Below are 12,824 nucleotides of genomic sequence, written 5' to 3' on the forward strand. Positions count from 1 at the left end.
ATGATGCTTCTGCCGCGAGAAATCGACAAGCTTCTGATCGCTTTGGCCGCGACGGTTGCCAGGCGACGGCTGGAACGTGGCGTCAAGCTCAACTATCCGGAGGCCATCGCCATCATCAGCGATTTCATCCTCGAGGGCGCGCGCGATGGGCGGACCGTGGCCGACCTGATGGAGGCCGGAGCCCATATTGTCACGCGCGACCAGGTCATGGACGGTATTTCGGAGATCATCGAAGACGTGCAGGTCGAGGCGACATTCCCGGACGGCACCAAGCTCGTCACCGTGCACGATCCCATCCGATGACAGCGGAACAGCCGATCATTCCCGGCGAGATTCTGACCATGCCGGGCGAGCGCGTCCTCAATGCGGGCCTGGCAGTCACAAAGCTCGAGGTCGCAAACACGGGCGATCGGCCCATCCAGGTGGGAAGTCATTATCATTTTGCGGAAAGCAATCCGGCGCTCTCCTTCGACCGCGCGGTGGCACATGGCCGCCGTCTCGATATTCCGGCGGGTACGGCGGTCCGTTTCGAGCCGGGGCAGCGACGCACGGTATTCCTCGTGCCGATGCGCGGCGACCGGCAGGTGATCGGCTTTCGTGGCGATGTCATGGGAGCGCTCGACTGATGGCCTACCGCATGTCGCGCGCAGCTTATGCCGCCATGTATGGCCCGACCATAGGCGATCGCCTTCGCCTCGGCGACACGGCGCTGATCATCGAGATCGAGCAGGACGCCACCATCCTTGGCGAGGAAGTAAAGTTCGGCGGCGGCAAGGTCATTCGTGACGGCATGGGCCAGAGCCAGCGCAGCCGCGCGCAGGGCGCGGTCGATACTGTCATCACCAACGCCGTGATCCTCGACCATAAAGGCATCGTAAAGGCTGATATCGGCCTGATCGGCGGCCGCATCGCAGCGATTGGCAAGGCCGGCAATCCCGACATCCAGCCGGGGGTGACGATCATCATCGGCCCCGGCACCGAAATTATCGCCGGCGAGGGCAAGATCGTCACTGCCGGCGGCGTCGACGCGCATATCCACTTCATCTGCCCGCAGCAGGTGCAGGAGGCGATCAGCTCGGGCATCACGACGATGATCGGCGGCGGCACCGGTCCGGCGACCGGCACCAACGCCACCACCTGTACGCCGGGGCCGTGGCATATCGAGCGGATGCTGATGGCGGCCGAGGGCCTGCCGGTGAACATAGCCTTTGCCGGGAAGGGCAATGCGAGCCGCCCCGAGGGCCTGATCGAGCAGATCCGCGCAGGCGCCGCTGCGCTCAAGCTCCACGAGGACTGGGGCACGACGCCGGCCGCGATCGATTGCTGCCTGTCGGTGGCGGACGACCATGACATCCAGGTGATGATCCACACCGACACGCTCAACGAGAGCGGCTTCGTCGACGACACCATCGCCGCCTTCAAGGGGCGCACCATCCACGCCTTCCACACCGAGGGTGCCGGTGGCGGCCATGCGCCGGACATCCTGAAGGTGGCCGGCCTCGCCAATGTCATCCCGTCTTCGACCAACCCGACCATGCCGTTCACCGTCAACACGATCGACGAGCATCTCGACATGCTGATGGTCTGCCATCATCTTGATCCTTCGATCGCCGAGGACCTCGCCTTCGCCGAGAGCCGGATCCGCAAGGAGACGATTGCGGCGGAGGATATCCTCCACGATCTGGGCGCTCTGTCGATCCTGTCCTCGGACAGCCAGGCGATGGGTCGCGTCGGCGAGGTCGTCACGCGGACGTGGCAGACAGCGCACAAGATGAAGGTGCAGCGGGGGCCGCTCCCCGGCGAAACCGGCGACAATGACAATCTGCGCGCCCGGCGCTACGTCGCCAAATACACCATCAATCCCGCGATCGCCCAGGGCATGGCGCACGAGATCGGATCGGTCGAAGTCGGCAAGCTCGCCGACCTCGTCTTGTGGAATCCGGCTTTCTTCGGGGCGAAGCCCGACCTGGTGCTGAAAGGCGGCATGATCATCCAGGCGATGATGGGCGACGCGAACGCCTCGATCCCGACGCCGCAGCCCGTTTACAGCCGGCCTATGTTCGGCAGCTTCGGTCTGGCGATGGCGGCGTCCTGCATAACCTTCGTCTCCGCCGCCGCGGTCGAGACCGACCTGGCTGGCCGGCTCGGGCTGCGCCGCGCGGTGATGGCGGTTCGCGGCACCCGATCAATCGGCAAGCGCGACATGAAGCTGAACGATGCGCTGCCGGTGATCGAGGTCGATCCGGAGACCTATGAGGTTCACGCCGATGGCGAACTTCTCACCTGCGAGCCGGCGACGGTGCTGCCGCTGGCTCAACGCTATTTCCTGTATTGAGAGACCCGGACATGCGCAGGATCATCGCCGTCGAGCATCCATTCCCGACAGAAACGCCCGCCGACAGCCTGTTGCTGGATTTCGATCATCGTAATCGCCGGCGCCTCGTTCTCACCACCCAGGCGGGCGAGTCGCTGCTGCTCGACATGCCGCGCGCCGTCCACATGCGTGGTGGCGATGTCGCGCGACTCGACGACGGCAGCGCAATCGCGATCGAGGCCGCCGACGAGGCTCTGCTCGAGATCATGGCCATGGACGGCGCCGCGCTGGTCCGCATCGCCTGGCATCTCGGCAATCGCCATCTGCCCACCCAGTTCGTGGCAGGCGACGGTGGCGGGCGCATCCGCATCCGCAAGGACCACGTCATCCGCGCCATGGTGGAGGGGCTGGGCGGCCGCTGCACCGATATCGCGGCACCGTTCGACCCCGAAGGTGGCGCCTATGCCGGGGCCGGCCTTCACGACCATAGTCACGATCATGGCACGCCCGGCCATCATCATGCCCATCACTGAGGCGATCTGCGAGGATGTGGACGGGCAGCAGGCGCTGCTCGATCTGCTGACATGGTCGTCCCCGGCATGGCCGATCGGCGCCTTCGCCTTTTCAGGGGGGCTCGAATGGGGTTGCGATGCGGGGTTCCTGCCCGATGCCGACAGTGCTTTCGTGTGGATCGAGACTTTGGTTGCGAACGGCCCGATCTGGAACGACGCGGTGTTCTTTGTTCACGCCCATCGCGCCGCTCTCGCCGACAACGATCGGGCATTGCTCGCGATAGCGGAACTCGCCCATGCCAGCGCGACGTCGGCCGAACGCCGCCTGGAGATGACGGCGCAGGGGGCTGCGTTCCGCCGCATTGCAAGGTCCACCCTCGGCGCGGTGTTGCTCGCGCCGCTCGATGCAGTCAGGGACATGGACATTGCCTATCCGGTGGTCTTTGGTTGCCTGGCCGCGCGACGCGATGTGCCGATCGAACCTGCTCTGGGCGCTTTCCTGCAAGGCGTCGTCGCCAATCTGGTGTCGGCCGCGCAGCGACTGGTGCCGCTCGGCCAGACCGACGCGCAGAAGATCCTGTTTGCGCTACGTCCCGGCATCCGGCGTGTGACCGCTCGCGCGGTCGCCCTGCCCGCTGATGATCCTCTCGAGCAGATCGGCGGCGCGACGCTCGTCGCCGATCTCGGCACGATGGCCCATGAGACCCAATATACGAGGCTGTTCAGAACATGACGTCTTCCACTCCCTTGCGCGTCGGCATCGGCGGCCCCGTCGGTTCGGGCAAGACCGCGCTCATGGACGCGCTCTGCCGCCAGTTCCGCGAGACACACCAGATCGCCGCCATCACCAATGACATCTACACGCGCGAGGACGCCGAGTTTCTCGTGCGTGCCGGGTCGCTTGCGCCCGAACGTATCCTTGGTGTCGAGACCGGGGGCTGCCCGCACACCGCGATCCGCGAAGATGCATCGATGAACCTCGCTGCGGTCGACCAATTGCAACGCGATTTCCCCGGCCTCGATCTGATCCTGATCGAGAGCGGTGGTGACAATCTCGCCGCGACGTTCAGTCCCGAGCTGGCCGATATCACGATCTATGTGATCGACGTGTCGGCGGGCGACAAGATTCCGCGCAAAGGCGGCCCTGGCATCACCCGCTCGGACATGCTGCTGATCAACAAGATCGATCTCGCGCCCCTGGTCGGCGCGTCACTCGAGGTGATGGACCATGACGCGCGCAGAATGCGGGGCGAGCGGCCATTCCTTTTCGCCAACATCAAGGCCGGGCATGGCGGGCGTGCCGTCGCCGACTTCATCGTCGAGCGCGGTGGACTAGCCCCTCTTCGTGCCGCCGACTGACATTCTTTCTGTGATGAGGTTGAAGACCATGAAGCTTATTCGACATGCGCGACTTGCGATCCCGGCAATAGGAATATTCTTCGCCACGCCAGCAATGGCGCACCCTGGTCATGGCGAGAATCTCGGAATTCTTGGCGGCCTGATTCATCCCCTTACCGGGTTCGATCATCTCGCCGTCATGGTGATGGTGGGCGTCTGGGCGGCCCTATTGCCCGTGAAAGCGAAATGGTCCGGTCCCGCCACATTCGTTGCGGCGATGATCATCGGCTTCGCCCTTGTGCCTGTTGGTCTGAATTTCAGCGCTGAAGCGGTCATTCTTGCCTCGTTGGCCGGCCTTCCCTTCCTTATTCTTGTTGCCCGGCGGACGCCGCTGGGTCTTCAGTTCCTTGCCGTTGCGCTGTTCGGATTCGCACATGGCTTTGCACATGGTGCAGACATTGGTGGTTCGCCGATCAGCTTCGCGATCGGCATGGTCTGCGCCACCTTGGCCCTCCACATGCTCGGAATGACCGTGGCAGCGCGTCTCCTTGCGCCGACACGGTTCAGCCGGTGCTGAGCACGTCGTTCTCAGCGTACTGCTCTCATGTTCGCCTTATCAATGAGTGAGCGCGAGAAATGGCTTCCTGCCTTTGGTCGGCAGAAATCATTCGATCGGTCTGTAGTTGGGCGAAGTAGGAGGCACGGCCTCAAAACGACGGTTGATCATGCTCTGATACGCGGGTTGGTTACCGCCGGACCTGATGCGTCGCGGAGTTTCCGCTGTCTAGGAACCAGCGTCGGATTGAAATCCGGCTGTTAGTGGTAACGAGGGTTCTCCTACCGTGATCGTGCCCCCAACTTTGCCCAAATACAGATGAAGGGCCAGGCGGGATTCAGTCTCCTTTTCGCTGTTGGTGACAACCGTCACGCTGTGGGCGCGTTTACCTCATGGGCGATCGCCCAGACAAAGCCGGCGAGTTGGCGAGCGATCGCGGTTGTGACGGTCGTGATCGGTTTGCCGGCACGACCGAGCTTGCGATATTGGAGGCAGAGCCGTTCCTGCGCCTTCCAGGCGATCGCCCGGATCGGTGCGGCGAGTTGCTCCTGGCGCAAGAGCTGCTCCCTACTGATCCGCGCCGGAAAACGGTAGCTCCAGGCTGCCTCGATCAGCATCCGTCGAGCCGCGCCGTTCCCGGCCTTAGTGATGCCGCCCTGCCGGCGCCGCTTCCCGCTGGAGTCCTCCGAAGGTACCAGCCCGAGATAGGACATGAGCTGCTCAGCTTTCGAAAAGCGGCTGATGTCCCCCAGCTCCGCGACGATCGTAACCGCAGCGACAAGCGCCATGCCCCGCAGCGCCTGCATGGCTTCGACGACCGGCGCCAGTGTCCAGTCCGCCAATCGCTTCTCGATCTGAGCCGTCAGGCGGTCACGCCGCTCCTTTGCGGCGTCGATCGTCGCGATACAGTCCTCCAGCACGATATGATGCGCGTCCTGTGCGAAGCGCAGCCCGGACAGCCAACGCCGATGCATCTGGGTCCATGCGGGGCGATGATAATGGTGGCTGTGCCGGAGCAGAAAGCCAGACAGTTGCTGACGAGCATGTCGCAGACTGCGCACCGCGGCCAGCCGAGCTCGGACCAGGTCGCGGATCGCTTCGTGAGCCTGTCAGGAACCCATACTGACGTCAGCTCGCCCGCACGGTGTAATCGGGCCAGCTTCACCGCATCGCGGCGATCCGTTTTGATGCGGTCTCCCGGGCGACGAGGGATCAATGATGGGGCGACCACGGCGCAGCTATGACCGGCAGCCGCCACCTGACGCTGGATGCCGTATCCGCAGGGTCCGGCCTCGTAGCAAATGTGCAGCTCGATCCCCGGTCCGCCGAGCTTGCCTAGCAGTTTCGTCATCGCCGCCGGTGTGTTCGCAATCGTGCCATGCTCGCGAACCTCGGAACGCTTGTCATCCTCCGCAACTGCAACCGCTATCGTGTCCTTGTGGACGTCCAGCCCCACATACTTCACCAACTGGCTCATCGTTCGCCTCCATGCAGTAGATCGCGCCAGACCAGCCCGGTGCGAACTCTGCACTGCATATTACGAGGTGGGCTTGCCCAGCCTCAGGCGAACATGTGGTCTAGCTGGGCGATGTCGACTGTGCCAAAGCGGGCCTGGCCCGTCGATTGACCTATCTGCGCCGACTTTCGTGCAAGACAGCAGCGAGGACTGCCATCGTACGGATACGAACGTATCTTTCGCGCCGCTAACGCCGAGCCGATCCTGCACGGGCGCGGACAGGGGAAGGGCTGCTGCGAGGGCGGTTCCCGCCTTTGGCTTTCGCCTTTTTGCCAACCCGGGGAGCGCCAGAGGCTTGTTCGGAAAATCCAACCATTTGCTCGATGAGCGCCTGGTCGAGTCCGTCGGATCTGCTCGCGCACACCGCAAGGATCGTTGCGGAATCGCAACCGGGAGCCCTCACATAAGCGTGCCCCATCTGGCTGTCCAGATAATGCCCGCCTCCCGTCTTTATCTCTGTCGGCTCATAAAAATCTGTGTGAACAACAATGGAGCCGGAAACAACATAGACAAATTCTTCGCCGTCATGGGTTATGAGGGGACCAAACTCCTCAATATCGGCGGCCTTAACGTCGATAATAATCGGCGTCATGATCTTCGCGCGCAAATCGCTACATAGATAATTATCGTCGTAATTACGAGAAGCAACGGTAATGGTGTTGGCCTCGCCGGATACACTCCGGCGCCCCGTTCCGACCGGATTTTGCGTAACGACTGGCATGGAGAACAGCTCTGGCAAGCCGATTTCAAGCCGCTCGCTTAGCTGCAATAGCTTGTCGTATGTCAGCGAAAGCTCGCCACGTTCGATTTTCGCAAGCGTGGACAGCGGAATACCTACCACGGCGCTCATTTCCGCAAGAGACCATTCCCGTTCGTAGCGAATGCGACGGATGACACCGCCGAGAGAGGTTCGCTGACTCAAGCTTTTCCGTCCTTCCATCGATGCGGCCCTCGGTCGCGTGCCAAGTGGCCGTCTTGCCTCGCCCCCGGATACGCGATTAGAGCTTTTTTCTAAAGAAAGATAAATCCGCTCTGATCCGGCGTTGAGCATACCGATCCGTGCACTCAAGCGCTGAAGTTGCCGCTGCGGTATCATCCTCGATGACCCGGTCACCAGCCTTGACCATGGACGGGTCCGGCGCGTGGCACGCCGGCTGGTCGATGAAGCCGCGACAGGCCGCCAGATCGTCATCTTCACCCACAATCTCGTTTTCTATCACGAGCTCATGCTGGCGTGCCTCGATCGCCCTGCCCGGTCAAAGCGCTGCCCTGTCTGGGTTTCACGGGCACAATCCGGGCACAATTGATGTCCCTCCCGGTCCCGAATTGTCCCGAAATGTCCTTCGTTTCGAAGGCGCAACGAATTGTGGTTGTGCGAACGTCCTTGACCCAAGCGCCGCAAAGAGGCGGCGAATTTGTTCAGAGCGATGCCGATTTTATATTTTGTAACAGGCACTTAGCTAGCCACTGGGCGCCTTCCAGGCGTTCGCTATTGCCCCTATTTCAACACCACGCTAAAGCCCGGCAGCGCACAGGGGTGTAGCTCAGTTGGTTAGAGCGTCGGTCTCCAAAACCGAAGGCCCTCGGTTCGAGTCCGAGCTCCCCTGCCACTCCTCGCATCCGACCGATCGGCTCCGGCAGAACGCCGCACTCTCTCTTGCTTTCCGGGCACGTCGGCGCTATCTGCGCGGTCAATCCGAAATCGAGGATTGGACGGCGCCGGTTCCTTGGGACCGGGCAGCGGCCCCATGCCTCGATCTTTCGGCGTTTTTGAAAGCGAGCTGAACAGCGTGGCGAAGACGACACCTCTCGAGTTCTTCAACCAGGTCAAGGCGGAGACCAGGAAGGTCGTCTGGCCGACCCGGCGCGAGACGGTCATGACCGGCGTGATGGTGATGATCATGACGACGCTGCTGGCGGTCTTCTTCTTCGGGATCGACACGATCTTCGAGGCGATCGTCAATGCGCTGCTGAAGCTCGCGAACTGAATTTGGGACGACACATGGCGCGCTGGTACATCATTCACGCTTATTCCGGGTTCGAGGGCAAGGTGCGCGACTCGATCATGGCCGAGGCCACCCGCATGGGCCTCGATCAGCTCGTCGAGCAGATCGAAGTGCCGACCGAGACGGTGACTGAGGCGCGCCGCGGCAAGAAGGTGTCGGTCGAGCGCAAGTTCATGCCCGGCTATGTCCTCGCCAAGCTGAACATGAACGACGACGTCTATCACCTGGTGAAGAACACGCCGAAGGTGACCGGCTTCCTCGGATCGATGGGCAAGCCCCAGCCGATCAGCGAGACCGAAGCTGCGCGGATGCTGAACTCGAAGGACGAGGCAGCCGCTGCGCCGAAGCAGAAGATGAAGGTCGACTACGAGATCGGCGATTCGGTCAAGGTGCTCGACGGCCCGTTCGCGAGCTTCAACGGCATCGTCGAGGAGCTCGATTTCGATCGCAGCCGGGTCAAGGTGTCGGTCTCGATCTTCGGCCGCGCGACGCCGGTCGAGCTCGAGTTCGAGCAGGTCGAGCGCGCGAAGTAATTTGGTTTCGTCGCCCCGGACTTGTTCCGGGGTCCACTTCACCGTCCGCGCCTGCGGCCCGGTGGATGCCGGAACAAGTCCGGCATGACGGATTGAGGGCGTTTGTAAAATGCGTATCCGCGGGAGGCCGTCAAAAGCCGTCTGGACCGCTAAACTTGAAAGAGAGTGAGACATGGCAAAAAAGATTACCGGCTATATCAAGCTGCAGGTGCCGGCGGGCAAGGCAAACCCGTCGCCGCCGATCGGCCCCGCGCTTGGCCAGCGTGGCGTGAACATCATGGAATTCTGCAAGGCGTTCAACGCGCAGACCGGCGACCAGGAAGTCGGCACGCCGCTTCCCACCGTCATCACCGTCTATGCCGACCGCAGCTTCTCGTTCGAGACCAAGACGCCGCCGGCGTCCTATCTCATCAAGAAGGCAGCTGGCCTGAAGTCGGGCTCGAAGGAGCCGGGCAAGCTTTCGGCCGGCAAGATCAAGCGCTCGCTGCTGAGCCAGATCGCCGAGACGAAGATGAAGGACCTGAACGCCAACGATATCGACGCGGCAACGCGCATCATCGAAGGCTCCGCCCGCGCGATGGGCCTCGAAGTGGTGGAGGGCTGAGATCATGGCAAAGCTGACCAAGAAGGCGAAGACCCTCGCCACGACCATCGACCGCGAGAAGCTGCACGGCGTCGATGAGGCGATCGCGCTCGCCAAGGCCAATGCGACCTCCAAGTTCGACGAGACGATCGAAGTCGCGCTGAACCTCGGCGTCGATCCCCGCCACGCAGACCAGATGGTCCGCGGCGTCGTCACCCTGCCCAAGGGCACCGGCAAGACGGTGCGCGTCGGCGTGTTCGCCAAGGGCGCCAAGGCAGACGAGGCCCGTGAGGCCGGTGCCGATGTCGTCGGTGCCGAGGATCTCATGGAGATCGTCCAGGGCGGCAAGATCGATTTCGATCGCTGCATCGCGACCCCTGACATGATGGGTGTCGTCGGCCGCCTCGGCAAGATCCTCGGGCCGAAGGGCATGATGCCCAACCCGAAGCTCGGCACCGTGACGATGAACGTCGCCGAAGCGGTCAAGGCAGCCAAGGGCGGCCAGATCGAATATCGCGTCGAGAAGGCGGGCATCATCCATAGCGGCATCGGCAAGGCAAGCTTCCCGGCCGAGGATCTGCGCGCGAATTTCGACGCGCTGGTCGACGCGGTGGTCAAGGCCAAGCCGTCGGGCGCCAAGGGCAAATATGTCCGCAAGGTTGCCGTCAGCTCGACCATGGGCCCGGGCATCAAGGTCGACACCGCCGAGGTTGCGGCTGCCTGATCTTCGGTACGATCCGACAGAAATGCGAAGGGCCGGGGGAAACTCCGGCCCTTTTGCTTTTTCGGTGCGGCGATTGACTTGCCCTCCACGAGCAGGAATCCTGTTGTTCTCGGATGAGGGGCGCCCCGTGAACGATCGGCTCGCGACTGCTGCGGCGCTGCCCATTGCGGGTGTGCCGACACGCGTGAGCGCGCTGGTCTTCGCCGCCAGGGCGAGCGCGCTTCGCGCGCACCGCCTTCTGCGCGACATCACGCCGGGCCTTGCGCCCCTGCGCCACGCCCGCGCTGTCGCCCTGGCTGACGCGCCCGTGCTGGCAACCGTGCGCACACCGCTCTGGACCGGCGCCGATGGCGAGAAGGACCGGTTGCTCAACGCCGGCAAGATCCAGAACCTGCGATGTGCGCTGCGCGGCCTCGACGGCATCGAGGTCGAGGCGGGACTGATCCTGAGCTTCTGGCGCCAGGTCGGCCGTCCGGTCCGCCGGCGCGGCTATGTCGCCGGGCGCGAATTGCGCGAGGGCTGCATGATCGCGACGATCGGCGGCGGGCTGTGCCAGCTATCCAACGCGCTGTACGACGCCGGGCTTCAGGCCGGGCTCGAGATCGTCGAGCGCCATCCGCACACACGTATCGTGCCTGGATCACGCGCCGCGGCGGGGCGCGATGCCACGGTCTTCTGGAATTATCTCGATCTGAGGATGCGGGGCCGGCGCTCCTTTCGGATCGAGGCACGCCTCACCGCCGACGATCTCGAACTGACGATCCGCGGTTATGGCGCCGGGATCGAACCACCCGCGCCCGACTTTTTCGCGGGGCGCGAAGCGCATGATTGCCTGAGCTGTGGCCAGACGCGTTGCCATCGCCACGATCCGGATGTGGAAGCCGCCTCTTTGCCGACCGCCTGGCTCGTCGACTCAGCGACGCCCGAATTTTCCGCATTGTACCAGGAACGCGCCAGGTCCGCCGATACGCTTCACCTCTCAACCCGCCGTTTCGGAGCAGGTGCCCGAGCCTGGCCGGCCATCGCCATGGAAAAGACCGCCGATCTTGCCGCCCTTCGCCGGGCTTTCGCCCTTCGGCTGGCGCCCGTCGGCACGCCGCGCGCCGGGTTGATGCTGGCCGCCGACGCGCGGCTCGCCGCAGCGCACGCGCGCCGCCTCTCGTCGGCCCACACGCATCTCGTGGTGGCGCAAAGCCTCCTCCCGCATCTCTGGCTGTCGGGGGCGCTGCAGGGCCGCAGCTTCGAGGTTCTGATGGATCGGCTGCCGGTCGAGGCACTCCACCATATCCTCGACGAAGCCCATTCCCGCCATCGCGAAAGCCCGACGCTGGGCGATTTCCGCGCGCCCGAGGCGATCGTCACGGCTGAGCGCGAAGCTTTGGGCGCAGCGACCCGCCTCATCACAGCGCATCGCGCCGTCGCAGCCTACTTCCCCAACGGCCGGGCCAAGCTGCTCGACTGGGGCTCCGCCCCGCCCCTCCCGACAAAACGCGGTGGCCGGACCTTCCTGTTCGCCGGCCCGGCGCTGGCGCGCAAAGGCGCGTACGCGATGCGGGACGCGATGCGCGGGTTGGACATCGAACTGCTGGTCGAACGAGGTGCGGAGGAGAGTCCGGATTTCTGGGCGGGGCTGAATGTTCGCCGGCTTGGGCGTGGCGAATATCCTGGCGAAATCGCCGGCGTCGTTCTCCCCGCCCTGATCGAACATCGACCCCAAGCCCTTCTGCGGGCATTGCACGCCGGGCTGCCGGTCATCGCAACACCAGCATGCGGTATACCGCCACAGCCGGGCCTCACCCTGATCGCCCCTGATGAAAGTCGCGATCTGCGCGAGGCGCTGTTGGCAACAATGACGATGTACTGAGACCCGCCCGACATTGACTTTCCCCGAAACCCCGCTAACAGCCCCACCTCGCTCGCCAGACGTTCGCGCCTGACGAGTTACCGTCCGAGACAGTGGGTGGCCGGAATCCTCCGGCCTTAATCTCCCACCTAGACGGGGAATGGAATTTCACCGCTCGCGCGCAGGCGCGTCGGTCTGCTGCCGCTTTCGTAGCGGTCAGTTCCCATGCCCCAATCGACGGACAACCCGGATGCGCGGGAAGTCTGCGCCTCCGGTTTAACCGATCCGATCGCTTCGGCGCGCGGATCAAAAACGTGGAGAATGGCATGGATCGTGCTCAAAAGGCCGAGTTCGTCGCCGAGCTGAACCGCACCTTTTCCGAGGTCGGCGTGGTGGTCGTCACCCGCAACCTCGGTCTCACCGTCGCACAGTCAACTGTGCTGCGGAACAAGATGCGTGACGCCGGCGCGACCTATAAGGTCTCGAAGAACAAGCTTGCCAAGATCGCGCTCGACGGCACTGACTATCTCTCGCTGGGCGATCTGCTCACCGGGCCGGTAGGCCTTGCCACCTCGATCGATCCGGTCGCTGCAGCCAAGGTTGCGGTCGATTTCGCGAAGACGAACGACAAGTTCGAAATCGTCGGTGGATCGATGGGCGCGACCGTCCTCGACGTCGAAGGCGTGAAGGCGCTCGCAACGCTGCCCTCGCTGGATGAACTGCGTGCCAAGATCCTGGGCCTCCTGGTTGCACCCGCAACCAAGCTCGCGACGGTCACCCAGGCTCCTGCGGCGCAGCTCGCCCGCGTGCTCATGGCCTATGCCGACAAGGACAAGGAAGCTGCCTGACCCCAGGCATCAAGACTTTTGAACTGAACCCCGGGCGAGATCGCCCGATAC

At 63.6% G+C, this 12,824-nt stretch carries 15 protein-coding genes, 1 tRNA gene and 1 pseudogene; 14 read left to right on the top strand and 3 right to left on the bottom strand.

What is annotated here, in order from left to right:
* From ABD050_RS12520 to ABD050_RS12550, 7 genes are read left to right on the top strand one after another with little or no spacing between them, the layout of a single operon-like run.
* Entirely contained in the window at positions 1-303 is a 303-nt protein-coding gene (locus ABD050_RS12520; protein ID WP_343889694.1) for an urease subunit gamma, read from the top strand.
* Entirely contained in the window at positions 300-626 is a 327-nt protein-coding gene (locus ABD050_RS12525; RefSeq protein WP_343889695.1) for an urease subunit beta, read from the top strand. Before ABD050_RS12520 ends, ABD050_RS12525 begins: the two co-directional genes overlap by 4 nt.
* A complete protein-coding gene (gene ureC / locus ABD050_RS12530) occupies positions 626-2,335 on the top strand; it encodes an urease subunit alpha (protein ID WP_343889696.1) in 1,710 nt (569 codons plus the stop codon). The genes ABD050_RS12525 and ureC overlap by 1 nt, the downstream gene beginning before the upstream one ends.
* 11 nt (positions 2,336-2,346) lie before the next feature.
* Positions 2,347-2,847 (top strand): urease accessory protein UreE, encoded by a 501-nt coding sequence (locus ABD050_RS12535; RefSeq protein WP_343889697.1) that lies wholly within the window; start codon positions 2,347-2,349, stop codon positions 2,845-2,847.
* Positions 2,813-3,559, top strand: coding sequence for an urease accessory protein UreF (locus tag ABD050_RS12540; protein WP_343889698.1), 747 nt, complete (start codon positions 2,813-2,815; stop codon positions 3,557-3,559). Before ABD050_RS12535 ends, ABD050_RS12540 begins: the two co-directional genes overlap by 35 nt.
* The gene (gene ureG, locus ABD050_RS12545; RefSeq protein WP_343889699.1) at positions 3,556-4,185 is read left to right on the top strand and encodes an urease accessory protein UreG; all 630 of its coding nucleotides are present in this window, start codon (positions 3,556-3,558) and stop codon (positions 4,183-4,185) included. Before ABD050_RS12540 ends, ureG begins: the two co-directional genes overlap by 4 nt.
* 28 nt (positions 4,186-4,213) lie before the next feature.
* Positions 4,214-4,741, top strand: coding sequence for a HupE/UreJ family protein (locus ABD050_RS12550; RefSeq protein ID WP_343889778.1), 528 nt, complete (start codon positions 4,214-4,216; stop codon positions 4,739-4,741).
* A 347-nt stretch (positions 4,742-5,088) separates the two neighbouring features.
* On the opposite strand, the pseudogene ABD050_RS12555 reads toward ABD050_RS12550, so the two are convergent.
* The 3 genes and pseudogenes from ABD050_RS12555 to ABD050_RS12565 form a co-directional block, all read right to left on the bottom strand.
* Positions 5,089-6,197: pseudogene (locus tag ABD050_RS12555) on the bottom strand (IS110 family RNA-guided transposase).
* A 226-nt stretch (positions 6,198-6,423) separates the two neighbouring features.
* Positions 6,424-7,158, bottom strand: coding sequence for a helix-turn-helix domain-containing protein (locus tag ABD050_RS12560; protein ID WP_343889700.1), 735 nt, complete (start codon positions 7,156-7,158; stop codon positions 6,424-6,426).
* A 76-nt stretch (positions 7,159-7,234) separates the two neighbouring features.
* Positions 7,235-7,456, bottom strand: a complete 222-nt coding sequence (locus tag ABD050_RS12565) for a hypothetical protein (RefSeq protein ID WP_343889701.1) — start codon at positions 7,454-7,456, stop codon at positions 7,235-7,237.
* A gap of 313 nt (positions 7,457-7,769) precedes the next feature.
* On the opposite strand from ABD050_RS12565, the gene ABD050_RS12570 reads away from it, so the two are divergent.
* The 7 genes from ABD050_RS12570 to rplJ all read left to right on the top strand — a co-directional run bounded on the left by ABD050_RS12570 (position 7,770) and on the right by rplJ (position 12,773).
* Positions 7,770-7,846, top strand: a tRNA-Trp gene (locus ABD050_RS12570).
* Positions 7,847-8,026: 180 nt separating this feature from the next.
* A complete protein-coding gene (gene secE, locus ABD050_RS12575; RefSeq protein ID WP_343889779.1) occupies positions 8,027-8,224 on the top strand; it encodes a preprotein translocase subunit SecE in 198 nt (65 codons plus the stop codon).
* Between the two features lie 14 nt (positions 8,225-8,238).
* The gene (gene nusG, locus ABD050_RS12580; RefSeq protein ID WP_343889702.1) at positions 8,239-8,775 is read left to right on the top strand and encodes a transcription termination/antitermination protein NusG; all 537 of its coding nucleotides are present in this window, start codon (positions 8,239-8,241) and stop codon (positions 8,773-8,775) included.
* Positions 8,776-8,947: 172 nt separating this feature from the next.
* Positions 8,948-9,379, top strand: a complete 432-nt coding sequence (gene rplK, locus ABD050_RS12585; protein WP_343889703.1) for a 50S ribosomal protein L11 — start codon at positions 8,948-8,950, stop codon at positions 9,377-9,379.
* A 4-nt stretch (positions 9,380-9,383) separates the two neighbouring features.
* Positions 9,384-10,082, top strand: coding sequence for a 50S ribosomal protein L1 (gene rplA / locus ABD050_RS12590; RefSeq protein WP_343889705.1), 699 nt, complete (start codon positions 9,384-9,386; stop codon positions 10,080-10,082).
* A 127-nt stretch (positions 10,083-10,209) separates the two neighbouring features.
* Positions 10,210-11,946 carry a VanW family protein gene (locus ABD050_RS12595; protein WP_343889707.1) on the top strand — a complete coding sequence of 579 codons (1,737 nt, stop codon included), beginning with the start codon at positions 10,210-10,212 and terminating at the stop codon, positions 11,944-11,946.
* Positions 11,947-12,251: 305 nt separating this feature from the next.
* Positions 12,252-12,773 carry a 50S ribosomal protein L10 gene (rplJ, locus tag ABD050_RS12600; protein WP_343889708.1) on the top strand — a complete coding sequence of 174 codons (522 nt, stop codon included), beginning with the start codon at positions 12,252-12,254 and terminating at the stop codon, positions 12,771-12,773.
* Positions 12,774-12,824: the final 51 nt, after the last annotated feature.

Origin of the sequence: Sphingomonas oligophenolica, from assembly GCF_039522915.1 — a bacterium.
Taxonomy (GTDB): Bacteria; Pseudomonadota; Alphaproteobacteria; order Sphingomonadales; family Sphingomonadaceae; genus Sphingomonas; species Sphingomonas oligophenolica.